General features: G+C 68.5%; 21 protein-coding genes and 1 pseudogene. 7 read left to right on the top strand and 15 right to left on the bottom strand.

Annotated elements, in window-relative coordinates:
• Positions 1-61: 61 nt before the first annotated feature.
• From AB7E83_RS20930 to AB7E83_RS20945, 4 genes are read right to left on the bottom strand one after another with little or no spacing between them, the layout of a single operon-like run.
• Entirely contained in the window at positions 62-1,024 is a 963-nt protein-coding gene (locus AB7E83_RS20930; protein WP_428572744.1) for an aspartate carbamoyltransferase catalytic subunit, read from the bottom strand.
• The gene (gene pyrR, locus AB7E83_RS20935; RefSeq protein ID WP_428572746.1) at positions 1,024-1,524 is read right to left on the bottom strand and encodes a bifunctional pyr operon transcriptional regulator/uracil phosphoribosyltransferase PyrR; all 501 of its coding nucleotides are present in this window, start codon (positions 1,522-1,524) and stop codon (positions 1,024-1,026) included. The genes AB7E83_RS20930 and pyrR overlap by 1 nt, the downstream gene beginning before the upstream one ends.
• Positions 1,521-1,931 (bottom strand): Holliday junction resolvase RuvX, encoded by a 411-nt coding sequence (gene ruvX, locus AB7E83_RS20940; RefSeq protein WP_428572764.1) that lies wholly within the window; start codon positions 1,929-1,931, stop codon positions 1,521-1,523. Before ruvX ends, pyrR begins: the two co-directional genes overlap by 4 nt.
• On the bottom strand, positions 1,928-2,527 hold the full coding sequence (locus AB7E83_RS20945; RefSeq protein ID WP_428572747.1) for a YqgE/AlgH family protein: 600 nt from the start codon (positions 2,525-2,527) through the stop codon (positions 1,928-1,930). Before AB7E83_RS20945 ends, ruvX begins: the two co-directional genes overlap by 4 nt.
• Before the next feature lie 24 nt (positions 2,528-2,551).
• Here AB7E83_RS20945 and AB7E83_RS20950 point away from each other — a divergent pair, with 24 nt between their 5' ends.
• Positions 2,552-3,937 carry a cryptochrome/photolyase family protein gene (locus AB7E83_RS20950; RefSeq protein ID WP_428572748.1) on the top strand — a complete coding sequence of 462 codons (1,386 nt, stop codon included), beginning with the start codon at positions 2,552-2,554 and terminating at the stop codon, positions 3,935-3,937.
• Here AB7E83_RS20950 and AB7E83_RS20955 read toward each other — a convergent pair.
• The 6 genes from AB7E83_RS20955 to AB7E83_RS20980 all read right to left on the bottom strand — a co-directional run bounded on the left by AB7E83_RS20955 (position 3,934) and on the right by AB7E83_RS20980 (position 14,324).
• Entirely contained in the window at positions 3,934-10,431 is a 6,498-nt protein-coding gene (locus AB7E83_RS20955) for an Hpt domain-containing protein (protein ID WP_428572749.1), read from the bottom strand. The genes AB7E83_RS20950 and AB7E83_RS20955 overlap by 4 nt on opposite strands.
• 37 nt (positions 10,432-10,468) lie before the next feature.
• The gene (locus tag AB7E83_RS20960; RefSeq protein WP_428572765.1) at positions 10,469-12,559 is read right to left on the bottom strand and encodes a methyl-accepting chemotaxis protein; all 2,091 of its coding nucleotides are present in this window, start codon (positions 12,557-12,559) and stop codon (positions 10,469-10,471) included.
• Between the two features lie 205 nt (positions 12,560-12,764).
• On the bottom strand, positions 12,765-13,295 hold the full coding sequence (locus tag AB7E83_RS20965) for a chemotaxis protein CheW (protein WP_428572750.1): 531 nt from the start codon (positions 13,293-13,295) through the stop codon (positions 12,765-12,767).
• Positions 13,296-13,335: 40 nt separating this feature from the next.
• Positions 13,336-13,701, bottom strand: coding sequence for a response regulator transcription factor (locus AB7E83_RS20970; protein ID WP_428572751.1), 366 nt, complete (start codon positions 13,699-13,701; stop codon positions 13,336-13,338).
• A gap of 14 nt (positions 13,702-13,715) precedes the next feature.
• Positions 13,716-14,105 carry a response regulator gene (locus AB7E83_RS20975; protein ID WP_428572752.1) on the bottom strand — a complete coding sequence of 130 codons (390 nt, stop codon included), beginning with the start codon at positions 14,103-14,105 and terminating at the stop codon, positions 13,716-13,718.
• Between the two features lie 66 nt (positions 14,106-14,171).
• Positions 14,172-14,324 carry a rubredoxin gene (locus AB7E83_RS20980; RefSeq protein WP_428572753.1) on the bottom strand — a complete coding sequence of 51 codons (153 nt, stop codon included), beginning with the start codon at positions 14,322-14,324 and terminating at the stop codon, positions 14,172-14,174.
• Positions 14,325-14,469: 145 nt separating this feature from the next.
• Between AB7E83_RS20980 and thiD the strand changes: the two genes are divergently transcribed.
• Together thiD and hemL are read left to right on the top strand one after the other, a co-directional pair.
• Entirely contained in the window at positions 14,470-15,396 is a 927-nt protein-coding gene (thiD, locus tag AB7E83_RS20985; RefSeq protein ID WP_428572754.1) for a bifunctional hydroxymethylpyrimidine kinase/phosphomethylpyrimidine kinase, read from the top strand.
• The gene (hemL, locus tag AB7E83_RS20990; RefSeq protein ID WP_428572755.1) at positions 15,380-16,690 is read left to right on the top strand and encodes a glutamate-1-semialdehyde 2,1-aminomutase; all 1,311 of its coding nucleotides are present in this window, start codon (positions 15,380-15,382) and stop codon (positions 16,688-16,690) included. Before thiD ends, hemL begins: the two co-directional genes overlap by 17 nt.
• On the opposite strand, the gene purH is transcribed toward hemL, so the two are convergent.
• The 3 genes from purH to dusB are packed head-to-tail and all read right to left on the bottom strand — an operon-like array spanning position 16,680 to position 19,541.
• Complete coding sequence (purH, locus tag AB7E83_RS20995) at positions 16,680-18,251, bottom strand: bifunctional phosphoribosylaminoimidazolecarboxamide formyltransferase/IMP cyclohydrolase (RefSeq protein ID WP_428572756.1); 1,572 nt, start codon at positions 18,249-18,251, stop codon at positions 16,680-16,682. The two genes, hemL and purH, sit on opposite strands and share 11 nt — an antisense overlap.
• Positions 18,248-18,484 (bottom strand): Fis family transcriptional regulator, encoded by a 237-nt coding sequence (locus tag AB7E83_RS21000; protein ID WP_428572757.1) that lies wholly within the window; start codon positions 18,482-18,484, stop codon positions 18,248-18,250. The genes purH and AB7E83_RS21000 overlap by 4 nt, the downstream gene beginning before the upstream one ends.
• Before the next feature lie 25 nt (positions 18,485-18,509).
• A complete protein-coding gene (gene dusB / locus AB7E83_RS21005) occupies positions 18,510-19,541 on the bottom strand; it encodes a tRNA dihydrouridine synthase DusB (protein WP_428572758.1) in 1,032 nt (343 codons plus the stop codon).
• Between the two features lie 141 nt (positions 19,542-19,682).
• Between dusB and AB7E83_RS21010 the strand changes: the two genes are divergently transcribed.
• The gene (locus AB7E83_RS21010; RefSeq protein WP_428572759.1) at positions 19,683-20,174 is read left to right on the top strand and encodes a YqaA family protein; all 492 of its coding nucleotides are present in this window, start codon (positions 19,683-19,685) and stop codon (positions 20,172-20,174) included.
• Positions 20,175-20,178: 4 nt separating this feature from the next.
• Here the strand turns inward: AB7E83_RS21010 and ychF are convergent, their stop codons facing one another.
• Both ychF and AB7E83_RS21020 read right to left on the bottom strand, forming a co-directional pair.
• Entirely contained in the window at positions 20,179-21,273 is a 1,095-nt protein-coding gene (ychF, locus tag AB7E83_RS21015) for a redox-regulated ATPase YchF (RefSeq protein WP_428572760.1), read from the bottom strand.
• Between the two features lie 42 nt (positions 21,274-21,315).
• Complete coding sequence (locus AB7E83_RS21020) at positions 21,316-22,179, bottom strand: MOSC domain-containing protein (protein WP_428572761.1); 864 nt, start codon at positions 22,177-22,179, stop codon at positions 21,316-21,318.
• Positions 22,180-22,211: 32 nt separating this feature from the next.
• On the opposite strand from AB7E83_RS21020, the gene AB7E83_RS21025 reads away from it, so the two are divergent.
• The 3 genes and pseudogenes from AB7E83_RS21025 to AB7E83_RS21035 form a co-directional block, all read left to right on the top strand.
• Positions 22,212-23,315 (top strand): FAD-dependent oxidoreductase, encoded by a 1,104-nt coding sequence (locus AB7E83_RS21025; protein WP_428572762.1) that lies wholly within the window; start codon positions 22,212-22,214, stop codon positions 23,313-23,315.
• 31 nt (positions 23,316-23,346) lie between these two features.
• Positions 23,347-24,060: a DsbC family protein gene (locus AB7E83_RS21030; RefSeq protein WP_428572766.1), complete on the top strand. Its 714-nt coding sequence runs from the start codon at positions 23,347-23,349 to the stop codon at positions 24,058-24,060.
• A pseudogene (locus AB7E83_RS21035) lies at positions 24,057-25,067 on the top strand (M61 family metallopeptidase); the annotation flags it as partial. The gene AB7E83_RS21030 and the pseudogene AB7E83_RS21035, both read left to right, overlap by 4 nt.
• Between the last annotated feature and the right edge of the window lie 121 nt (positions 25,068-25,188).

The raw sequence follows: 25,188 nt of genomic DNA on the forward strand, positions 1-25,188 counted from the left end.
CGCTGGGGGCGCCCCCTCGAGGGGGAGGCGGCCGCAGGCCGCTTCGGGGGGGAGTCATTTCTCATGCTTCGTTCCCCGCGACGATTCCCATCACGGCCATGCGGACCGCGATGCCGAACGTGACCTGCGGCAGGATCACGCTCTGCTTGCCGTCGACCACCTTCGAGTCGATCTCCACGCCGCGGTTGATCGGGCCCGGATGCATGACGATCGCATCGGGCTTCGCGAGCGCGAGCCGCTCCGGCGTGAGGCCGAATCGCTTGAAGAACTCCTGCGACGAGGGAAGCAGCGCGCCGCTCATGCGCTCGTTCTGCAGCCGCAGCATGATGACGACGTCGCAGCCCTTCAGGCCTTCTTCGAGCGTGTGGAAGACGCGCACGCCCATCTGCGCCATGTCGCCCGGCACGAGCGTCTTGGGTCCGACCACGCGGACCTCCGCACAGCCGAGCGTCGTGAGCGCATGGATATCCGAGCGCGCGACGCGCGAATGCAGCACGTCGCCGACGATCGCCACCGTGAGGTTGGAAAAATCCTTCTTGTAGTGCCGGATCGTGTACACGTCGAGCAGGCCCTGCGTGGGGTGCGAGTGGCGCCCGTCGCCGGCGTTGACCACGTGGACGTGCGGCGCGACGTGCTGCGCGATCAGGTAGGGCGCGCCCGATTCGCCGTGGCGCACGACGAAGATGTCGGCGGCCATCGCCGAGAGGTTGGCGATGGTGTCGAGCAGCGACTCGCCCTTGGCCGTCGACGAGCGCGCGATGTCGAGGTTGATGACGTCGGCCGACAGGCGCGTCGCCGCGATCTCGAAGGTGGTGCGCGTGCGCGTGCTGTTCTCGAAGAACAGGTTGAAGACGCTCTTGCCGCGCAGCAGCGGCACCTTCTTCACCTCGCGGTCGGACACGCTCACGAAGCTCGCCGCCGTGTCGAGGATGTGCGTGAGGATGTCGCGCGGCAGGCCCTCCACCGACAGCAGGTGGATCAGCTCGCCGTTCCTGTTCAGTTGCGGATTGCGTTTGTAGAGCATCAGTGGCCTTCCACGTGAAAGCTGAAGCGGCCGTCGTCCGCCTTGGCGAGCTCGAGGGACTGGGCGGCCGGCAGCGACACGCGCGCCGCCGCGAAATCCGCCTGCACCGGCAGCTCGCGCCCGCCCCGGTCGACGAGCACCGCGAGCTTCACCGAGGCCGGCCGGCCGTAGTCGAAGAGTTCGTTGAGCACCGCGCGCAGCGTGCGGCCGGTGTAGAGCACGTCGTCGAGCAGCAGGATGCTCGCGTCGTTCACGTCGAACGCGAGCTGCGTCTGCTGCCCCGCGCCCGCGAGTCCGCGCCGCGCGAAGTCGTCGCGGTGCATGGCCGACGAGATGACGCCCGCCGGCCCGTCGAGCGCGAGGTCTTTCTGCAGCCGCTGCGCGAGCCACGCGCCGCCCGACGTGATGCCGACCAGCCGCGTGTGGGGCTCGCGCATCGCGCGCACGCCGCGCAGCAGTTCGCCATACAGGGCCTCGGCATCCAGGCTCAGGGTCGTCACGGCAGGCTCCTCAGGAACTGTTCCAGGATCACGCAGGCCGCGCCCGCATCGGCGTCGCGCGCGCCGCTCGCCAGCGCCTCGGTGGTGCTGTAGCGCTCGTCGACTTCGTACACCGTCAGGCCGCTGCGGCCGCGCAGCTGGCGCGCGAACTTGCGCGCGCGCAGCGTATTGTCGTGGCTCGCGCCGTCGGGGTGGAACGGCACGCCGACCACCAGCGCGTCGGGCTGCCATTCCTTCACGCGCGCCTGCGCGTGGACGAGCCGCGCGTCGCCTTCGGCGCGGATCGTCGGCTGCGGCGTCGCCGTGCGCAGCATGCGGTTGCCCACGGCCACGCCCGTGCGCTTCAGCCCGTAATCGAAAGCGAGAAACGTCTGGAAGTGCGGGGGAACGTCGACGGCCGCGTTCATGCGCGACCGGCGCTCGGCGAGAGCATCCACGTCTGCAGGCCCAGCAGCGACAGCGCCTTGTCGTAGCGCTGCGCGACGGGCGTGTCGAAGATCACCCCCGTGTCGGCGCCGACCGTGAGCCAGCTGTTCTCGGCCAGCTCGGTCTCGAGCTGGCCCTCGCCCCAGGACGAATAGCCGAGCGTGACGAGCAGCTTGCGCGGCCCGGCGCCCGTCGCGAGCGCTTCGAGCACGTCCTTGGACGTGGTCATCTCCAGGCCGCCGGGGATCGTCATCGTCGACGCGTAGATCGACTCGTTCGGGTCGCCCCCCTCGGCCACCACGGCTTCGTGCAGGACGAAGCCGCGCTCGGTCTGCACGGGCCCGCCCTGCATGACCGGCGTGGCGGCAAGCTCCTCGCGGCCCAGCGGCAGGTCGACCTTCTCGAAGAGCTTGCGCAGGTTGATGTCGGTGGGCTTGTTGATCATGAGCCCCATGGCGCCGCGCGGGCCGTGCTCGCACAGGTAGACGACGCTGCGCGAGAACGAGGCGTCCTGCAGGCCGGGCATCGCGATCAGGAAGTGATGCGTCAGGTTGATCGGATCGGCATCGGAAGGCATGATTCCCCAATTTTAAGGCGCTTCGTGACGGCACCTCTGGATACGGGTTTGATGTGGTTCCGGCGCGATCTGCGCCTGCGCGACAACGCCGCGCTTCATCACGCGACGACGGCGTGCCGTGCGGTGCATTGCGTGTTCGTGTTCGACGACGCGATCCTCGCGCCGCTGCCGCGCGAAGACCGCCGCGTGGCCTTCATCCGCGAATCGCTCGCCGGGCTCGATGCGGCGCTGCGCGAGCGGTCCGGCCAGCGCGCCGCGGGCGTGATCGTGCTGCGCGGCGATCCCGCGAAACTCGTCCCGCGCCTCGCGCGCGAACTCGGCGCGCAGGCCGTCTTCGCCAACAAGGACTACGAGCCTGATGCCATCGCGCGCGACGACGCGGTGCGCACGGCGCTCGCCCGCGAACGGATCGAGTTCCACGCCTACAAGGACCAGGTGATCCGCGAGGAGCGCGAGGTGCTCACCGGCGGCGGCACGCCGTACTCGGTCTTCACGCCGTACCGCAGGACGTGGCTCGCGCTGCTGGAAAAGGGGCCGCTGCCGCGCCACGACGCCGATGCGGCGACGTTCGCGCCGCGTCCGGCCGAACATCGCAAGGACGTGCCCTCGCTCGAGGCCCTCGACTTCGCGCCCTTCGCGCTGGAAATGCAGGCGGGCGAATCCGGCGCGGCGTCGCGACTCGCCGATTTCGAGCGGCGCATCGAGGCCTACGACGAGTCGCGCGACTATCCCGCCGTGAAGGGTCCGAGTTTCCTGAGCGTGGACCTGCGCTTCGGCACCGTCTCGATCCGCGAACTCGTGTCGCTCGCCCGCGCGCGCGCGCTGCGAGCAGGCGTGGAGGCAGGGAACGGCGCGGCAACCTGGCTGTCCGAGCTCGCCTGGCGCGACTTCTACTTCCAGATCCTCGCGAACTTCCCGCACGTGGTGAATGGCGCCTTCAAGCCGCGCTACGACGCGATCGCGTGGGCCGAGGGCGCGCAGGCCGATGCGCATTTCGACGCCTGGTGCGCGGGGCGCACGGGGTTCGCGCTGGTCGACGCCGGCATGCGGCAGCTGAATGCGACCGGCTACATGCACAACCGGCTGCGCATGGTGACCGCGAGCTTTCTCACCAAGGACCTCGGCATCGACTGGCGGCGCGGGGAGCGCTACTTCGCCGAGAAGCTGCTCGACTACGACCTGGCTGCGAACAACGGCGGCTGGCAATGGGCCGCGTCCACGGGCTGCGACGCGCAGCCGTGGTTCCGCATCTTCAATCCCGAGAGCCAGCTGAAGAAGTTCGATCCGCGGCGCGAGTTCGTCGACCGGTGGGTTCCGCCGGGCGAGCCGCGCATCGCCCCCATCGTCGACCATGAAGAAGCGCGCCGGCTCACGCTGACGCGCTTCGGTGCGATCCGCGACAAGGACTAGGCCGTGGCCTGCTGCGCGCAGTAGTGCTTCACCAGGCTCAGCAGCTCCTCTTCCGCGTAGGGCTTGCCGAGGTAGTGGTTCACGCCGAGTTCGCGCGCGTGCTCGCGGTGCTTCTCGGCGATGCGCGAGGTGATCATGACGATGGGCAGGTCCTTCAGCCGCACGTCGCCGCGGATGTTGCGCGCGAGGTCGAAGCCGTCCATGCGCGGCATCTCGATGTCCGACAGCACGACCGCGGGCCGCTCTTCGGCCAGGCGCTCGATCGCCTGCAAGCCGTCGGCGGCGAGGCTGACCCGGTAGCCTTCGCGCTGCAGCAGGCGCTGCGTCACGCGGCGCACCGTGATCGAATCGTCGACGACCAGCACGAGCGGAACCGCGGGCGCCGCCTCCATGATGGCCGGCAACGTCATCGCCGGCGCCTGCAGGCCCTCCGCCGCGGCCGCGACGACGGCCACCGCGGCTGCCGCGGCGCTGCTTTCCAGCGGCGTCGCGCCTTCGAGTTTGTCGACGACCGTCAGGTCGCGCGCCTGCTGGCCGTAGACCTGCGTGAGCGCCACCGGGTTGTAGATCAGCACCACGGCGCCCGATGCGAGCACGGTCATGCCCGCGAGGCCGGGCAGCCGCGACAACTGCGGCCCGAGGTTCTTCACGACGACTTCCTGGTTGCCCAGCACTTCGTCCACATGCACGGCCGCGCGCTGCGCGGCGCTTCGGAAGATGACCACCGGCAGCGTCTTGCCCTGCGGCTCGGTGCTGCGCGCCGACGACTGCAGCAGGGCGCCGGACCAGAAGAAAGGCAGCTGCTCCCCGGAAAACTCGAAGGTGCCGCTGGCATAGGCCTGCTGCACTTCTTTCACGGTGGCGCGCCGGACGAGCTCCACGAGGTTGGCCGGCACGCCGATCGAAAGCCGGCCGCAACGGACCATCACGACCTGCGTCACCGCGGTCGTGAGGGGCAGCACGAGCTTGAAGGTCGTGCCCTGTCCGAGCGTCGTCGTGGTCTCGATGCGTCCACCCAGGCCGTTGACCTCGGCGCGGACGACGTCCATGCCGATGCCGCGGCCGGCGAGCTCGGTCACCTGCGCGGCGGTCGAGAAGCCGGGCAGGAAGATGAGGTTCGCGGCTTCGGCCTCGGTCAGCACGTGGCCGACGTCGATCAGGCCCTGCTGCAGCGCCTTGTCGCGGATGCGCGCCACGTCCAGGCCCGCGCCGTCGTCGGCGAACTGCACCGACACGTCATTGCCCTCCTGCCGCAGCGTGATGACGATGTTGCCGCTCGCCTCCTTGCCGGAGGCGACGCGCGCGGCGGGCGGCTCGATGCCGTGCGCCACGCAGTTGCGCAGCAGGTGCTCGAAGGCCGGCGTCATGCGGTCGAGCACGCCGCGGTCCATTTCGATGGAGCCGCCGACGATGTCGAGCTTCACCTGCTTGCCCGACTCCTTGGCGGCCAGCCGCACGACGCGGTAAAGGCGATCGGAGATCCCCTCGAACTCCACCATGCGCGTGCGCAGCAGGTCGCGCTGCAGCTCGCGCGTCTGGCGCGCCTGGGCGATCAGGTCGTCCTCGGTCGCTTCGACGATGCGCTGGATGTTGCGCTGCACGGTGGCGACGTCGTTCACCGACTCCGCCATCAGGCGCGTGAGTTCCTGCGTGCGGGTGAAGCGGTCGAACTCCAGCGGATCGAAGCCGGCCGCCGTGTCCTTCTGCAGCGCGAGCCGCGACTGCATCTGCGTCTCGGCCTGCAGCTCGATCTCGCGCAGCTGCGAGCGCAGGCGGTCGAGGTTGCCGGAAAGGTCGCCGAGCGAGGCGCGCAGCTGTCGCAGCTCCTCCTCGAGCCGCGAGCGCGTGATCATCACTTCGCCCGCCTGGTTCACGAGCCGGTCGAGCAACTGGGAGCGCACGCGCACGGCCTGGTTCGCCGCCTGGCGAACGGATGTGACGGCAAGCGCCGCCGGCAGCGCGATGCCGCCGGGCGCCCGGGCGACCAGGGGTCGCTGTGGCGCGGCCGGTGTTTCGTTTGCCTGAGGAGCGTCCTCCGGCGGCGCGTCCTGCGGCGCCGCGAACGCCTGCCCATCGTCCGCCGCGCTCACGGCGCGCAGCGCCTCGAAGCGCGCCTGGATCACGTCGTAGCGGTGCAGCAGCGCTTCGATGTCGGCGGGATTGACGTTGTCGACGCCGAGGTGCTCCACGTCCGACTCGAGCCGGTGCGCGAGCTCGCCGAGCCGCAGGGCGCCCGCGATGCGCGCGCTGCCCTTGAGCGTGTGCAGGTGGCGCAGCATGTCGTCGCGCGCGCTGCGGTCGTCGGCGCGCGCGGCCCACTGGCGCATGGCGGTGCCGAGTTTCGGCAGCAGTTCGGCGCCCTCTTCCTCGAAGATGGGAAAGAGGTCGGGATCGATCGCATCGGCCACGTCGATGTCGTCGTCGCCATCGAGTTCGGCGTCGCCACGGGCAACGGCCGCGATCGGGGCCAGCGGCGCGTCACGATCGGAAAGCGGCGTCGCAAGGGTTGGCGGTTCGAACGTCGTGAACTCGGGCGCCACCGGCTCGGCCTGCGCGGAATCCACATCGGCCAGGGGCGCGGACATCGTCGGCGCCGCCGCGAAGTCGAGATCGCCGTCCTCGTCCTGCGGCAGTTCGGAGTCGATGTTCGCGCGCTGCGGAATTTCGAGGCTCTTGAGCGCATGCAGCGCTTCGACAACCTGCGGGTCGGCCTCCTTCAGGAACCCGGCGGCGAACTGGTGCAGCAGCCGCCGGATTTCCTCGGCGGCGCGCGTGAAGGCCTGCGCATGCTGGTCGGTGCAATAGGCCAGGGCTTGCGAATCCTGCAGAGCACCCTCGAGCGCGCGGGCGACGTCGGAGAGGGTCATGAAGCCGACGGTCGCGGAACTGCCGGCCAGCGCATGGGCCCAGCCGACGGTGGAATCCGGCACGCCCTGGCTCGTCTCGAGCGCCCACTCGCCGATTTCCTGGCCCAGGCGCCGCGACCACTCGTCGGCCTCGTTGAGGTAGACGTTGTAGAGCGGAATGCCGATGCGCAGCGAGCCGATCACCTTGACCTGCTCGTCGAGCGTCCCGTCGTCGGGTTCGAGGTCGGCCTCGGATACTGACTCGGCTTCGACTTCGGCGAAGGCTTCGCCTGCGACAGGCTCTGGCGACTCAGGCGGTGGTTCGTCGAACGAGAGATCGAAACCACCGGCGTCCGGGACGGTCTCCATGTCCATCGGCGCGATGTCGCCCGAAACGGCGGAGAGGCTGCCGAAGTCGATGCCCGCGATGTCGGCCGGCATCTCCAGCGCAGGCATGGACGCTGCGGGCGATGCATCGGCTGGCGCGTCGAATTCGAAGTCGAAGTCGCTCAGTTCGTCGAGAGGCACCTCGGTGGCAACGAGCGTGTCGGGTGCGACGTCGCCGATTTCGGAAGGCGCCGCGAAATCGAGCGCATCCGACAACTCGGGTTGCTGCTCAACGCCGGCAGCGTCGTCGAAGGGCTCGGCGAGTTCAGCGGGTTCCGCGGGTTCGACGAATTCGATGAATCCCGCTTCATTGCCGAAGTCGACCGCTTCGGCGACTTGCGAAGCATCCTCGGCTTGCGCAAGCTCGATCGGCTCGTCGGTGTTCATCGCTGGCGCAGTCGGCTGCGGGTCCGCCGGCGGCAGGTCGAAAGTGAAATCGACCGGTGCTTCGGCCACGGGCACGGGATCGATCACCGATGTCGCGACCGGCTCGGCCGGCGCAGCAGGCGCCGAGAGGAAATCGAAATCGAGAACCTCGGCAGGCGCAACGTCGCCGGGCGCAGCCTCGGCCGCGTGCGGCTCGCTGGCGGGTCCGAAATCGATCTCTAAATCGGGATCCGCCACCGGCGGAGATTCGACGTCGGGCGGCGCGATCTCGGCCACCGGCACGACTGCAGGCGCGGCCTCGACAACCGGCGGCGCTTCCATCGCCGGCTCCGATTCGACGACCGGCGTGGCCTCGACGAAGGGTGTGACCTCGACGACCGGCGTGGCCTCGAAGACCGGCGCCGCGTCGACGACGGCGGGTGCTGCAACGACGGCGGGTGCTGCAACGACTTTGGCTGCCTCGACGACCGACGCCGCCCCGGGCATCGGAATCTCCACAAGGCGCGACTCCGAGCGCATCGCCTCGCCGGCCGCGCGGAACGGGCCGGCCTTCCAGCGCGCATCCGCGCCGCTGGAAATGTCCTCGACCCACACGCCGAAACGCTCCATTGCGTTGGTCGCGAGGGACCGCAAGTCATCGCTCGCCGGCTTCTGATCGGCCAGCCACGTGTTCAGCACCTGTTCGAGCTGCCACGCGGCCTCGCCGAACTCGTTGAGGCCCACCATCCGCGAACTGCCCTTGAGCGTGTGGAAGGCACGCCGCAGCGTCGTGAGTTCGGAGACGTCCGCCGGGCTGGCCACGAGCGCCTTGAGCGCATCGAGGCCATTGCCGACGACCTCGCGCGCTTCCTCCAGGAAGATGTCGCGCAGTTCGGCCTCGCCGTCGTCTTCTTCAGGAGCTGCCACCAAGGCTGGGGCTGCCGCGGCCACAGGGGGCGCAGCCGGCACGGAGGGAACGGACGCCGTCGGCGCGATGGACGAATCGGGCGCCACCGAATCCGCCGGTGCGGCCGGGGCGCCCACGCGAGCGTCCGCCGCCTGCGGCACCGATGGCGGCTCGATCGCCGGCCCGGCAGGCGCCTCTTCTTCCTCTCGATGTCCTTCGCCCGGGGCCTCGCCCGCTCGCCCCATCAGCGGTTTCAGCTCGCCCGTGGCGTCGTCGTAGACGAACAGCTTCTTGGCCAGCGCCGGCTGGTAATTGAGCATGTCGATCAGGAAGCCGAGCGCGCCGAGGTTGTTGCCCAGCTTGTCGAACGTTCCCGCGGCGCGCAGCTTCTCGGCGTCACCGGCCGGCGCCATGACGATGTCCTCCACGGCCTCGCGCATGCGAAGCACGGCCTGCGACGCCTGGTCGAGACCGAGCACCGACAGCACGCCGCGCATCTGCGACAGGTGGCTCGGCGCGTCGCGCAGCGGCCCCTTCTCGGCCGGCTCGCGGAAGAACTGGTCGAGCAGCTTCTCGAGTTCCGACAGCGTGCCGCGCAACTCGCCCACCACGCTGCCCATCGTCTGCCGGTCGCTCACGCGGCGGTAGAGCTCCTCCATCCAGGTCTCGAGCGGCTCGGGCTGGCCGCCGCCGCTGACGCGGTTCACGCGCTCGGCAAGCCGCGTGGTGCGGTCGGTGAGCTGCGTGTCGGACGGGTCGAGGTCCTGGAATGCGGCCTCGAGGTACAGGATCGCCGTGGCCACCTCCATCGCGAGCTCGGGGCCGGGCGCGCTCAGGGAGCGCACTACGGAGTCGACCGCGGCGGTGAGCGCCTGCGCGAGCGGAGCGGCCGGCGGATAGAGCCTCGTGAGCGCATCCGCCATGAGCTGGAACTGGTCGGCGACGCCCTTGAGCTTGATCGTCTCGCCGCCGGAGACCGCGCCCCAGAATTCCTTCGCGCCGCCGATCCGCTTGCGCGCCTGCGACAGCAGTGCGGGGTCGAAACGGCCGTAGGGGCTCGTCGCGTAATCGACCGGCTGCGTGCGCGCGAGACCGTAGGCCTTGCGAACGGCCTCCAGCGCGGGCGCGCTGCCCGGCGCAGGCACGGCCTGGGCGCAGAAGAACACGAGGTCGTTCGCCAGCCGGTCGGACACGCCCAGCTCGCCCTTGGCGAGCGAGGCGTACTGCAACAGAATGCGCGAGGCCGCGCGCTTGACGTAGAGGTCCGAGGGCAGAAGTCCGTGCGCCACCGCCTCGAAATAGGCCGAGGCGATCTTCCAGAAAATGCGGGGCTGCTTCGCGACCTGCGTCGCTGCCAGCCCGAGGCTCGCCTCGGCGAGGTCGCGCGCGGCCGCGGCGTCCGCGGTCTTCACGATGCGCAGCACCGCCTGGTCCAGGCGCGAACGCACCGGCGCGCCATACTCGAGCGGCTTTACCTCGGCGGGCGTCGCGGCGTCGAGCCACTTCCAGTCGAACGTCCACAGGTCAGCCGGATGCACACGGTCGGCCCCGGCGAGCTCCTGCACGTCCTTGTACTGCGGAAAGAGGCCGATGGCGGAGACGGCCTTGCCGAGCAGCAGCAGTTCGAGGTATTCGGTGAGCGCGCCGCCGGCGCGATCGACCTTCGCGGCGGATTCCTGGTTGCACAGCTCGGGCCGCTCGACGAACTTCTGCACGGCCGACTCCATCGCGCGCAGCATCTGCGCGGGCGGAGCCAGGCCCACCATCTCGAGGGCGCCCACCGCCTGGTGCAGTTGCTGCCGCGCGATGCGCAGCTGTCCCGTGTCGACCGACGCCATGTCCTGGCCGCGCGCGAGCGCGGCGTCCCGCACGTAGCGGCGCAGCGCCGACGACGCGGAATCGAGGGATTTCCTCAGCTCGTCCAGCACCCAGGCCAACGGCCCGAGGTCGTTGGTGGCCAGATCGAGATCGGTGTCGGTCACTTGCATGGATGCCTCGGGCTCCGGCGAACTGCGGGTGGGGCGGTCAGGCGATCTTGAACCGCGATACGGACTGGCGAAGTTCCTCGGCCATGCGCGTCAGCTCGCGCACCTGCTGCGCCGTGGAGCGCGTGCCCTCGCCGGTCTGTTCCGTCACGGCGAAGATGTGCTGGATGTTGCCGGCCACCACGTTGGCGGATTCGGCTTCCTTGGAGGCCGAGGCCGAGATCTGCTCGATCAGCTCGGCGAGGCGGCGCGACACCTGGTCGATCTCGGTGAGCGCGGTGCCCGCGTTGTCGGACAGCTTCGCCCCCTCGACCACGCCCTGCGTGGAGCGCTCCATGGCGGCCACCGCGTCCTGCGTGTCGGTCTGAATCGCCTTCACCAGTGCCGAGATCTGCCGCGTGGCGTCCGCGGAGCGTTCGGCCAGGCGCTGCACTTCCTCGGCCACCACCGAGAAGCCGCGTCCCGCTTCGCCGGCCGACGCGGCCTGGATGGCGGCGTTGAGGGCCAGCACGTTCGTCTGCTCGGTGATGTCCGAGATCAGTTCGGTGATTTCGCCGATCTCCTGCGACGATTCGCCCAGCCGCTTGATCCGCTTCGACGTTTCCTGGATCTGGTCGCGGATCGCGTTCATGCCGCCGATGGCGTTCTGCACGGCGGCGAGCCCGAGCTCGGCGGCCTTCAGCGACTGGCGCGCCACCTGGGCCGACTCCTGCGCCTGCCCGGACACCTGGTTGATTCGCGTCGCCATGTCGAGCACCGACTGGCCGGTTTCGCGAATTTCGCGCAGCTGCTCGGTCGACGCGGCCAGCAGCTCGGTCGAGGTCGATTCCACCTGCGCCGTCGTCGCCGCGACCTTCGTCGCCGTGGCCTGCACGTTGCCCACCAGCTGGCGCAGTTCCTCCACCGTGTAGTTCACCGAGTCGGCGATGGCGCCCGTGATGTCCTCGGTCACCGTCGCTTCCTGCGTGAGGTCGCCCTCGGCGACCGACTGCAGTTCGTTCATGAGCCGAAGAATGGCCGCCTGGTTGGCGTCGTTCACGCGCTTGGCTTCCTGCTCCTGGCGCTCGGCCTCCAGGCGCTGCGCCTCGGCCACTTCCTGGCGCTTGCGCGAGTCCTGCAGCTGAACGTAGGCCAGGCCGATGGCGCAGACGATCGCGAAGATCGACGACAGCGCCAGCGCGATCAGCGCCCCGATGCCCAGGCCCGTCTGCAGCGAGAGCTTGCCCTGCACGTCCTCGAGCGCACGGCGCAGCGGCTCGGAGTCGGCAATGATCGCGGCCTGCGCTTCGCGCGCCGACACCATGCCCTGGAGGTTGCCGAGAATGGCGCCGGCCTGCGCGCGCGTCTGCTCGTACAGCTTCATGAGCGCCTGCAGTCGCTCGCGCGTCTGCTCGTCCTTCGTGCCGGACAGTCGCAGCTCGGGGCTGCCATCGAGCAGGCCCTGCGCGATGTCCTTGAACGAGTTCAGATCCTTGCCGAGCAGGAACACGGCCTCGGGCGAGACGCCCTCCATCGTGAGGAATTCGTTGGCCGACTTGCCGATGCGCTGCGTGAGCATCACGAGCTGGCCGGCCGCGGAGATCTCGGCCGGCGCGGCGTTCTGCTGCAGCTTGAGCGAGGACACGGTCTCGGCGATCTCCAGCAGGTCGGACGACTGGCGGTTGATCGTGCGCAGCGCGGTGCCCACCTGCGTGAGGATCTTCTGCTGCTCCATGACGGTCTTCGCGTTCTTCTCGGCGCGCTCCATCATCGGCATGACCTTGTCGAGGTCCGGCTGCATGTCGGGCGAGACGCCCTGCATCCCCAGCTGGTCGTCGCCCGCCTTCAGCGCGCGCACGGTCTTCGCCAGCACATCCGCCGACTCCTTCACGTCCGGGAAGGCCTGCGGGCTGCCCACCAGCGCCTGCGACACCGACTTCGCGAGCCGCTGCGACTGCATGAGCGAGTTGCCGGTTCCCGCCACCTGCTGGGCGACCTTGTCGGCCTGGTTCACCGCGAAGATGGCCACGGAGCCCAGCACGACCAGCGACAGGGCCAACAGCGTGAAGAGCACGCGCTGGTGCGTGGCGATGCTGCGGCGCCCGAGGAAGGGCATCGAGATCAGCTCCGCCTGCGCCGCATCGCCGGCCATTTCCTCGGCGCCGAGGCTCGACGGGTCGTCGCCGAGGGTCATCGGCACGTCCATCGCCATCGTCATGCTCGCCTGTTCCGATGCGATGTCGCCTGCATCCGGCGATGCCGGATCGACCGCGCCGTCTTTCGCGGCGCCGCCCTTGCGGGCCAGTATTTTCTTGAGGGAGTCAACGACGGACATGATCGAACCTTCCGGGGGAAACTTAAGCGCTGATGCTGAGGAACTGCGGCTGGCGCGACAGGGTCTGGAGGTTGATTTCCTGCCAGTACGCGCCGTTTGCATCGGTGTAGCCGCTGCCGTAATAGTCGGGCGAGCCCTCGGGGGGCTCGCTGGAGGCGGTGAAGGCGTCGACGCCGCGCAGGCCGGCGAGGCGGTCGATGAGCAGCGCGCAGTTGACCTCGAGCGCCGTGTTCAGCGCGACGAGGCGCGACTCGGCGCGGCCGGCGTCCGAGCGCTGCCGCGGCGGGCTGCCGGTCACGAAGCTCGCGAGGTCGACGACGCCGAAGAGGCCCCCGCGCAGGTTGGCGACGCCGAGGAACCAGGCGCTCGTGTAGGGCACCGGCTGCATCGCCGCGAAGGGAAAGATCTCGCCCGATTGCGCCAGCGGAAAAAGGTACTTGCTGCCGGCGGCCTCGACGGCCAGCCAGGCCGCCTGCACGCCCTCGGTGCGAGCCGCCTGCAGCCGGCTGGCCAGCCGGCTCTGGAGTTCTCGCAGTGCTTCGCGGTTGGCCATGTGTTTTCTTTGCTCCCTGCCCGGTCCGCCCCGCGAAGGGTCAGGCCAGCGCCTTGATCTTGGCCATCAGCTCGTCGGCGTCGACCGGCTTGGTGATGTAGTCGCGCGCCCCCTGGCGCATGCCCCACACGCGGTCGGTTTCCTGGTTCTTGCTCGTACACATGATGATGGGCACGCCCGCGAAGTTGGGGTCGCGGGTGATGGCGCGCGTGAGCTGGAAGCCGTTTTGCCCCGGCATCACCACGTCCATCAGGATCAGGTCGGGCTTTTCCTCGGCGAGGCGGCGAAACGCGTCTTCCGCGTTCTCCGCCGTGCGCACCGCGAACCCGTTCTTCTGCAGCAGGTCCGTCATGAACATCAGTTCGGTCTTCGAGTCGTCCACGACCAGCACTTTGTGTATCGCCATCTTCTGCTCCGTAGTCATTGCCCGTTCGCGGCGGACCCGAACTGCTGCACCGTCTGCAGCAGCTGGTCCTTGGTGAACGGTTTGGTGAGGTAGTCCTGCGAACCGACCATTCGGCCGCGGGCCTTGTCGAACACGCCGTCCTTCGACGAGAGCATCACGACGGGTGTGTTCGCGAATCTTGCGTTTCGCTTGATGATCGCGCAGGTCTGGTAGCCATCGAGCCGCGGCATCAGGATGTCGCAGAAGATCAGGTGAGGCTGGTAATCGTTCACCTTCGAGAGGGCGTCGAAGCCGTCCTCGGCCAGCATGACCTCGTGACCGCCCTGCTTGAGGAAGATCTCCGCGCTGCGCCGGATCGTGTTGCTGTCGTCGATCACCAGCACCTTGAATGCCGATGTGCTCACTGGACGCTGCTCCTGGTTCGTTGCTGCATTACGAGGGGCGGCGTTGCGCAGGGCGCGACGATCCCATCAGATCTGGACCATCTCGAAGTCTTCCTTGCGGGCGCCGCATTCGGGGCAAGTCCAATTCATCGGCACCTGATCCCAGGGCGTGCCGGGGGCGATGCCATGGTCCGGGGCCCCTGCGGCCTCGTCGTAGAGCCAACCGCAAATCAGACACATCCACGTTTTAGGTTCAGTCACAGCTTAAAGGGCCTTCGCATAGAATGCAACGATTGTATCGACGCCTCTCCAGGCGACCCGAGGCCCTCCGCGGCGCGTGAAACGGGCGATAGTCAGGGCCATGCCGAACCCCAACCCACCCTCCATGTCAAGTGGCGCCGATGCGCAGTCCGGCGAGCCCGGCAGTCCCTCGTGCGTGATGATTTTCAACGCGAACGATGCGAGCGGCGCCGGCGGTCTGGCGGCCGACATCACCGCGGTCGCCTCTGTAGGCGCGCATGCGCTGCCCATCGCGACGGGCGCCTATGCGCGCGACACGGCGGAGTACTTCGACCACTATCCGTTCGACGAAGAGGCCGTCGCCGAACAGGCCCGCGCGATCCTCGAGGACGTGCCGGTGCAGGTTTTCAAGGTCGGCTTCGTGGGCGGTCCGGAGACGCTTTCGGTCATCGCCGAGATCGCGGCGGACTATACCGACGTCCCCGTCGTTGCGTACATGCCCAGCCTCACCTGGTGGGACGACGGCCTGGCCGATCAGTACGAGGACGCCTTTCGCGAACTGCTGCTGCCCCAGACCACCGTGCTGGTGGGCAACCACGGCACGCTGTGGCGCTGGCTTCTGCCCGACTGGTCGAACGAGCGCAGCCCCACGGCGCGCGACATCGCGAAGGCCGCCGCCGACATGGGCGTGCCCTACACGCTCGTGACCGGCATTCCGCTGCCGGAGCAGTACATCGACAATGCGCTCGCGACGCCGCAGGCCGTGCTGGCGAGCGAAAAATTCGAGCGTTTCGATGCCGTCTTCACGGGCGCGGGCGACACGCTGTCCGCCGCGCTGGCGGCCCTCATCGCCAGCGGCGCCGACCTCGCGGCCGCCGCGACCGAATCGCTCAGCTACCTCGACCGCTGCCTCGACGGGGGTTTTCGCCCCGGCATGGGCAACGTGATCCCCGACCGCCTGTTCTGGGCGCAAGGCGAAGTCGACGAGGCCGATGCGTCGGACGAAACCGCCGCCCCGTCCGACGTCGACATCGCGGCATTCGAACTCCCTCCCCATGACACCAAGCACTAACCGAAACGAGTCCTTGTTCGACCGCGCGCGGAAGATCATCCCCGGCGGCGTGAATTCCCCCGTGCGGGCATTCCGCGCCGTCGGCGGGACGCCGCGCTTCGTTCAGCGTGCGCAGGGCGCGTACTTCTGGGATGCGGACGGCCAGCGCTACATCGATTACATCGGCTCTTGGGGCCCGATGATCCTGGGCCACGGCCATCCAGCGGTGGTCGAAGCGGTGCAGCGCGCCGTCACCGAAGGCTTCTCGTACGGCGCGCCGACGGAGCGCGAGATCGAGCTGGCCGAAGAGATCGTGAAGCACCTGCCCTCGGTGGAGATGGTGCGCCTCGTCAGCTCGGGCACCGAAGCCGCGATGAGCGCGATCCGCCTCGCGCGCGGGGCCACCGGACGCCGCACCATCGTCAAGTTCGAGGGCTGCTACCACGGCCATGCGGATGCGCTGCTGGTGAAGGCCGGCTCAGGCCTCGCGACCTTCGGGCATCCCACCAGCGCGGGCGTGCCGGCGGAGGTCGTGCAGCACACGCTCGTGCTCGAATACAACAACGTGGCGCAGCTCGAGGAGGCTTTCGCCCTGCACGGCGCGGACATCGCCTGCGTGATCATCGAGCCCATCGCGGGCAACATGAATTTCGTGCGCGCCAGCGTGCCCTTCATGCAGCGCTGCCGCGAACTGTGTACCTCGGCAGGCGCGCTGCTGGTGTTCGACGAGGTGATGACGGGTTTCCGCGTCGCGCTCGGCGGGGCGCAAGGCATCTACGCGGCTTCCATCCCCGGCTTCGCGCCCGACATCACGGTGCTCGGCAAGGTGATCGGCGGCGGCATGCCGCTGGCGGCCTTCGGCGGGCCAAGATCGATCATGGAGCAGCTCGCGCCGCTCGGCCCGGTGTACCAGGCGGGCACGCTGAGCGGCAATCCCGTGGCCACGGCCTGCGGTCTGGCGACGCTGAAAGAAATCGCGCAACCGCGATTTTTTCACGCGTTGTCGCAACGCACGCGCGCCCTCGTCGACGGCTTGCGGTCCGCCGCCGATGCCGAGGGTGTCGGGTTCGCCTGCGACCACGAAGGCGGCATGTTCGGGTTTTTCCTGCTGCCAGAGTTGCCGCAAAACTACAGCGCGGTGATGAAGAGCGACGCGCCCAGGTTCGGGCGCCTCTTTCACGGATTGCTGAGCCGCGGGGTCTACATCGCGCCCGCGCTGTATGAAGCAGGCTTCGTGAGCTCGGCGCATTCGGAAGAGGACATCGCGCGCACGGTCGAGGCGGCGCGCGCGAGCTTCCGCGAACTCAGTGCCTGAAGTGGCGCACGCCTGAAAACACCATCGCCACGCCGCGCTCGTCGGCCGCGGCGATCACTTCGGCGTCGCGCATCGAGCCGCCCGGCTGGATGACGCAGGTGGCGCCGTGGTCCACGACCACGTCGAGCCCGTCACGGAACGGGAAGAACGCATCGCTCGCCACGGCCGTCCCCGCCAGCGAAAGGTTCGCGTGCTGCGCCTTGATGCTCGCGATGCGTGCGGAGTCGAGCCGGCTCATCTGGCCCGCGCCCACGCCCATCGTCATTGCGTCCTTGCAGAACACGATGGCGTTCGACTTCACGTACTTCGCGACTTTCCAGGCGAACAGCAGGTCGTCGAACTCGCTCGCGGTCGGCTGCTTCCTCGTCACCACCTTCAGGTCGGCGCGCACGAGCTCGCGGTTGTCGGCGGTCTGCATCAGCAGGCCGGAGCCGATCCGCTTCACGTCCATCGCATTGCGGCCCTTGTCCCAGTCGGTCGCGCCGCCGGGCGGCAGGTCGATTTGCAGCAGGCGCACGTTGGCCTTGCCCTTGAAGATCTCCAGCGCTTCGGCCGTGAAGCCCGTTGCCATCAGCACCTCGACGAACTGCTTGCTCACGGCCTGGGCCGCGGCGCCGTCGACGGTGCGATTGAACGCGATGATGCCGCCGAAGGCCGACGTCGGGTCCGTCTTGAACGCCTTCGAATAGGCCTCGAGAGCATCCTTGCCCAGCGCCACGCCGCACGGGTTCGCGTGCTTCACGATCACGCAGGCCGGCGCATCGAAGCTCTTCACGCACTCCCACGCCGCATCGGCGTCGGCGATGTTGTTGTACGAGAGTTCCTTGCCCTGCAGCTGCCTGCCCATGACGAGCGAGCCCGGCGCGGGATACAGGTCGCGGTAGAACGCGGCCTGCTGGTGCGGGTTCTCGCCGTAGCGCAGGTCCTGCAGCTTGACGAAGCGGCCATTGGCCTGCGCGGGGAAGAGCGCGCGGCTGCCGTCGTCCTGCAGCGACGACAGGTAATCGCTGATCGCCGCGTCGTAGTTGCTGATGCGGTTGAACGCGGCCACGGCGAGCTTGAAGCGCGTGGCGTCCGAGACCTTGCCCGCGGTCTTCAGTTCGTCGAGCACGGCGGGGTACTGCGACGCGTCGGTGAGCACCGCGACGTCCTTCCAGTTCTTCGCGGCGCTGCGCACCATGGCGGGTCCGCCGATGTCGATGTTCTCGATCGCATCCTCCAGCGTGCAGTTCGCCTTGCCCACGGTCGCCTCGAACGGATAGAGGTTCACGACGAGGATGTCGATCGTGTCGATGCCGTGCTGGGCGAGCGCCGCCATGTGTTCGGGCGTGTCGCGCCGCGCCAGCAGGCCGCCGTGGACCTTGGGGTGCAGCGTCTTCACGCGGCCGTCGAGCATTTCGGGGAACGCCGTGACTTCGGCGACCTCGGTCACGGGCAGCGCGTTGTCCGCCAGGAGCTTGGCGGTGCCGCCGGTGGAGATGAGTCGGATGCCGAGGCCGTGCAGCGCTTGCGCGAGCTCGACGATGCCGGCCTTGTCGGAGACGGAGAGGAGTGCGTTCATTTGATCAGCTTGTGCTCCACCAGCTTCTTGCGAAGGGTGTTGCGGTTCAGGCCCAGCCATTCCGCGGCGCGGGACTGGTTGTTCTCGGCTTTCGCCATCACGACCTCGAGCAGGGGCTTTTCGACCGCCTTCACGAGCATCTCGTACATGCCGTCGGGCTCGGTGCCGCGCAGGTCCCGGAAATAACCTTCCAGGCTGTTGCGCACGCACTCCTCGATGTGTTTCTTGCTCATGCGGACACCCGCGTGCGCGTCTGGCTCATACAACCTCTTCTTGTTCTGTATCGACCGCGTGCCGCGGCAGGCGGTCCATGTCGAGGGCGAGCCGGTCGAAGAAGCCGGCAACGGCCTCGATCTGGGCCGCGCCATCCTCGATCGTGTTCATGTCGTTGCGAAACGCCTCGCCGCCGGGCAAGGCCTTCACATACCAGCCGATGTGCTTGCGCGCGCTGCGAACGCCCGTGAATTCGCCATACAGCGCGTGGTGGTCGCGCAGGTGCTCCAGCAGCGCGCGCCGCACTTCGGCCACGAGCGGCGGCGCGAGATGCGTGCCCGTCGCAAGGAAATGCGCGATCTCGCGGAAGATCCACGGCCGCCCCTGCGCCGCGCGGCCGATCATGATCGCGTCCGCACCCGTGAGGGCGAGCACGTCGCGCGCCTGCTCGGGTGTGCGAATGTCGCCGTTCGCCACCACCGGAATGCGCACGGACATCTTCACCGCGGCCACCGTCTCGTACTCCGCCTGCCCGCCGTAGCCCTGCTCCCGGGTGCGGCCATGCACCGTGAGCATGCGGATGCCCGCGTCTTCGAAGGCGCGCGCGAGTTGCAGCGCATTGCGATTCGCCTGCGACCAGCCCGTGCGCATCTTCAGCGTCACCGGCACGCCGTGCGGCTCGCAGGCGCGAACCACGGCGGCCGCGATAGCCACGGCCAGCGGCTCGTCCTGCATCAGCGCGGAGCCCGCCCACTTGTTGCACACCTTCTTGGCGGGGCAGCCCATGTTGATGTCGATGATCTGCGCGCCGCGCTCCACGTTGTAGACGGCGGCCTCGGCCATCGACGGCGCGTCGGTGCCCGCGATCTGCACCGCGATCGGGCCCGGCTCGCCCGCGTGGTCGGCGCGGCGCGATGTCTTGAGGCTGGCCCACAGCTCACGCTTCGACGTGACCATCTCGCTGACCGCATAGCCCGCGCCGAAGCGGCGGCACAACTGGCGGAACGGCCGGTCCGTCACACCCGCCATCGGCGCTGCGAACAGATTGTTCGCGAGGGTGTGGGGTCCGATGTTCATGGGAAGCGGGGAAGGAGGAGAAAATGCGGCTGCTGAAAAATGAGGCACGATTGTAGGCCCGCGACGTTTCAACACCTGAAATAAAAACTGCGTACGGGACTACATGTCCGGCGCACTTGACGTCCCTATACTTGCGCGCGCATGCCCACCTGGATCGAACCGCTTTTCGCGCTGCTCGCGTTGCCGAAATTCGGGCTGAGCACGCTCTTCGTCATCGCCTTCGTCTCGGCGACGCTGCTGCCCGTCGGCTCGGAGCCGGCGCTGTTCGGCCTGCTCAAGCTCAATCCCGACCTGTTCTGGCCGGCGATCCTCGTGGCGACCGCCGGCAACACGCTGGGCGGCATGCTCGACTGGTGGCTGGGCTACGGTGCGCACAAGGTCGCCGACAAGTACAGCAAGTCGCGCCACCACCTGAAGGCGCTCGCGTACCTGGAGAAACTCGGTCCCCGTGCGTGCCTGCTGTCGTGGCTGCCGATCGTGGGCGACCCGCTGTGCGCGGTGGCGGGCTGGCTGCGCTTGCCGTTCTGGCCGTGCGCCTTCTACATGCTGATCGGCAAGTTCCTGCGGTACCTGACGATGACCGTGGTGCTGCTGTACGCGTTCCCGGGGGACATTCCGGGCCTCATGAAGTAAGGCGTCAGACGTTGAACAGGAAGTTCATCACGTCGCCATCCTTCACGACGTACTCCTTGCCTTCGCTGCGCATCTTGCCCGCATCCTTGGCGCCCTGCTCGCCCTTCAGCGCGATGAAGTCGTCGTAGGCGATCGTCTGCGCGCGGATGAAGCCGCGCTCGAAATCGGTGTGGATCACGCCGGCCGCCTGCGGGGCGGTCGCGCCGATGGCCACCGTCCAGGCCCGCACTTCCTTTTCGCCGGCCGTGAAGTAGGTCTGCAGGCCCAGCAGCTGGAAGGCCGCGCGGATCAGCCGGTTCAGGCCCGGCTCCTCCTGCCCGATCTCGGCGAGGAACATTTCCTTGTCCTCGTCCGCCATCTCGGCGATCTCGGACTCGATCTTCGCGCAGATCGCGACCACGGGCGCGTTCTGCGCCTTGGCGTACTCGCGCAGGCGGTCCAGATACAGGTTGTTCTCGAAGCCCGATTCGTCGACGTTGCCCACGAACATCGCCGGCTTGGCGGTGATGAGGAACAGTTGCCGCAGCAGGGCGCGCTCGTCGTCGGACAGCGACATCGTGCGCACCGGCTTGCCCTCGTTCAGCTGCGCCTGCACCCGCGTGAGCACGGCGACGAGCTTCGCCGCTTCCTTGTCGTTGCCCGACTTCGCGGCTTTCGTGTAGCGCTGCAGGCTCTTGTCCACCGTGCCCAGGTCGGCCAGGCACAGCTCGGTCTGAATCACCTCGATGTCCGACACCGGATCGACCTTGCCCGCGACGTGGATCACGTTCGCGTCGTCGAAGCAGCGAACGACGTTGACGATGGCGTCCGTCTCGCGGATGTGCGCGAGGAACTGGTTGCCGAGCCCTTCACCCTTGCTCGCGCCCGCCACCAGCCCGGCGATGTCGACGAATTCGACGATGGCCGGCACGATCCGCTCGGGCTTCACGATGGCCGCGAGGCCCTTCAGCCGCGGGTCGGGCAGCTCGACCACGCCCACGTTGGGCTCGATCGTGCAGAAGGGATAGTTCTCCGCGGCGATGCCCGCCTTCGTCAGGGCGTTGAACAGGGTGGACTTCCCCACGTTGGGCAAGCCCACGATGCCGCACTTCAAACTCATGTCGATTCCAGATTAGCCGAGCCGGCGATTTTATTCGTTCGGTCAGAACCGGAACCGGCCGGTCACCGATTGGCCCACCCGCAGGGTCTGGCCGACGCCTTCCACGACGATGGCGTTCATGCCGAAGGTGACCCCGCCGTCCATGGCCTCGTTGCGCCGGTAGCCCTGCAGGACGTCGGTGACGATGGGGTCGACCTTCGCCGTGGCAGGGTCGATGTTCGGGATCGGGCAGCGCACGCAGGGCTTCACGGGGCGCAACTGCACGGCTTCGTCGGCCGCGATGTGGAAAGTGTCGATCCGGTCTTCGTCGTGCGCCTCGATTCCCGAGAGCACCACGTTGGGCCGGAAACGTTCGATGCCGACCGCGCCGCCCCCCGCCGCCGCCAGCTTCCGGTTCAGCAGTTCGAGCGAAGCCTCGCTCGCCACCAGCACCGGATAGCCGTCGCTGAACTGGTTGGGCGCCTCGATGCCGCCCGTCCACTTCAGGCTGGAGAGCCGGCGAACGTCGGGGTCGAAGCGCACGATGCGCAGCTTGCGCCCGAGGAAGTCGGTGAACCACTGCGCCGCGATGTCGCCCATGTCGTAGGCCATCACTTCGTCGTCCCACACCCGCACCTTCATCGGCTCCTCGACGCGGTCGATGGACAGGTGCAGCGCGAGCATCCCGGGCGCGCGCAGCACCACGTCCGCATGGCGCAGCTTCGGGGTGACGAGCGCCATGCGCGGAAGTTCGCGCTGGCTCACGAACTCGCCGTGTTCGTCGACGACCATCCAGGCACGGTCGAGGTCGAGCCCGGTCTCGGTGAGCTCGGCCTCGGTCAGCTCGATCCCGGCGCAGGACTTGACCGGGTACACGAACAGGCGGGCGATGCGGGCCCGGATGTCGGAATGCATTTCGGAACTCATGCGCGGGATTGTGCCCTCCTACAATGTCCCCGATGCTTCCCCTCGATGTCTGCATCCGCGGCGCCGGTGTCGTCGGCCGCACGCTCGCCCTCCTGCTGGCGCGCGACGGCCTGCGCGTCGGCCTCGTCGACGCCTCGCCCGCCGCCGCCAGCGGCGCAAGCGACGTGCGCGCGTATGCGATGAACGCGGCGTCGAAAACGATGCTCGAAACCGTGCGCGCCTGGCCCGACGCGGCGCATGCAACGCCCGTGCTTGCCATGCATGTGCGCGGCGACGCGGGCGGCGAAGTGACGTTCAACGCGGGCGCCGAAGGCGCGGCCGCGCTCGCCTGGATCGTCGACGTCGCGCCGCTGCTCGAGCGTCTGGGCGAAGCGCTGCGCTACCAGCCCTTTGTCGAGCGCATCCCCAAGCCGCAGGCGGCGCCGCTCACGGTGGTGTGCGAAGGCCGGGCGAGCGCGACGCGCGACGAATTCGGCGTGAACTACGAAGTGACCTCGTACCGGCAGACCGCCATCGCCGCCCGCGTGCAGTGCGAACGCCCGCACGGGCAGACGGCGCACCAGTGGTTCGACGGCGGCGACGTGCTCGCGTTGCTGCCGCTCGGCGGCGCGACGGGCCACGAGGCGGCGCTCGTGTGGTCGCTGGGCGAAGCGCGGGCGGGGGAACTTCTTGCGCTCGGCGCACCCGAATTCGAGTCGAGACTGCAGGCGGCGAGCCACGATGCACTGGGCAAGCTCACGCTGTCGACAGAACGCGCCGCCTGGCCGCTGCAGCTCGCGAAGGCCGACCGCTGGTGCGGCCCCGGCTGGGCGCTCGCGGGCGACGCGGCGCACAATGTGCATCCATTGGCGGGACAGGGCTTGAACCTCGGGCTGGCCGACGCCGCGCTGCTCGCGCAGGTGCTGCGCGAAAGGGAATCGTGGCGCAGCCCCGGCGACACCCGCCTGCTGCGCCGCTACGAGCGCTCGCGCAAGGCCGACGTGATGGCGATGAGCGCCGCGACCGACGGGCTGCAGCAGCTGTTCTCGCAAGCGTCGGCGCCCTGGGCGTGGCTGCGCAACCGGGGCATGAACGGATTCGAGATGAGCGGCCCGGTGAAGCACTGGGTTGCGCGGCAGGCGATGGGCCGGCTTTGATCAAGGAAGTAAAGGAATGACGATGAACAAGATGTTGCGCCGCACGGTCGCCCTCGCCGTACTCGGCCTCACGCTCGCCGTCGGCGCGCAGGCGCAGGACGCGAACCTGCGCCGGAACCTCGAGACGCGCCTGCCCAAGCTCGGCAAGATCGACGAGGTCGCGAAGTCGCCCATGCCCGGCCTCTTCGAGGTTCGCGTGGGCAGCGACATCTACTACAGCGACGCCGAGGGCAACTTCCTGATCCAGGGCCACCTGATCGATACGAAGGGGCAGCGCAACCTCACCGAGGAGCGCATGGACAAGCTGAGCGCGATCGCCTTCGACCAGCTGCCCATGAAGGACGCCTTCACCATCGTGCGCGGCAAGGGCGAGCGCAAGCTGGCCGTGTTCGAAGACCCGAACTGCGGCTACTGCAAGCGCTTCGAGCGCGAGCTGCAGAAGGTCGACAACGTCACCGTCTACATGTTCCTCTACCCGATCCTCGGCCCGGACTCGACGAAGAAGTCCGAGAACATCTGGTGCGCGAAGGACAAGGGCAGGACCTGGAGCGACTTCATGGTGAAGGACGTCCCGATTCCCGCGGCGGCCCCCGGCTGCGACACGACCGCGCTCACGCGCAACGTCGAGTTCGGCAAGAGGAACCGCATCACCGGCACGCCCACGCTGATCTTCGCCGACGGCACGCGCGTGCCGGGCGCCATCGGCGCGCAGCAGGTCGAGAAGCTCCTCGCCCAAGGGAAATAAGCGCCTTGCGGACAGCACCCGTCAGCTATCGCGTCGAGCCCGCGGACACCGCGGCGCACCTGTTCCACGTCACGCTCACCGTCGCGCAGCCGCAGGCCGCGCAGCACGTGTCGCTGCCCGTGTGGATTCCGGGCAGCTACCTCGTGCGCGAGTTCTCGAAGCACCTGCAGCGCCTGACCGCGCGGCAGGGCGGGAAGGCCGTCCACGTGCATCAGGTCGACAAGTGCAACTGGCAGGTCGACTGCGTACCCTCCAGTCCGCTCGTGATGACGTACGAGGTCTACGCGTTCGACAACTCCGTGCGCACCGCCTGGCTCGATTCGCAGCGCGGCTTCTTCAACGGCACGAGCCTGTGCCTGCGGGTGCATGGACAGGAACGCGGCGAACACCACCTCGACATCGCGGCCGGGCGCGAGACGGCGCAGTGGGAGGTGGCGACGGGGCTCGCGCCGCTCAAGGTCGGCAAGCGTGGCTGGGGCACGTACTGCGCCGCCGACTACGACGAGCTTGTCGACTCGCCCGTCGAAATGGGCACGTTCTGGTCGGGCGAGTTCAGGGCCGCGGGCGTGCCGCACCGCCTCGTCGTCGCGGGAGCGGCGGAATCGTTCGACGGCGAACGGCTGCTGGCCGACACGCAGCGCATCGCCGAGGCGCAGATCCGCTTCTGGCACGACCGCCGCAAACCGCCCCACAAGAACTACCTGTTCATGCTGAACGCGGTGGACGACGGCTACGGCGGACTCGAGCACCGCAATTCGACGGCGCTGATCGCATCGCGCCGCGACCTGCCGCGCAAGGGCGAGACGCGCACGACCGACGGCTACACGACGCTGCTGGGTCTCATCAGCCACGAGTACTTCCACACCTGGAACGTCAAGCGGCTGCGGCCTGCCGAGTTCGCGCGCTACGACTACGGCGCCGAGAACTACAGCCAGCTGCTCTGGTTCTTCGAAGGCTTCACGAGCTATTACGACGACCTGCTGCTGCGCCGAGCGGGCCTGCTTGACTGCGTATTCCACCCGATGACGGGCACGATTCCACGCTGATGGCGGGCGCTGTTCCAGCCGATGGCGGGCGGCGTTCCATGCGATCGCGGGCAGCGTTCCATGCTGATGGCGGGCACGATTC

Source organism: Ramlibacter sp., from assembly GCF_050250995.1.
GTDB lineage: Bacteria > Pseudomonadota > Gammaproteobacteria > Burkholderiales > Burkholderiaceae_C > Ramlibacter.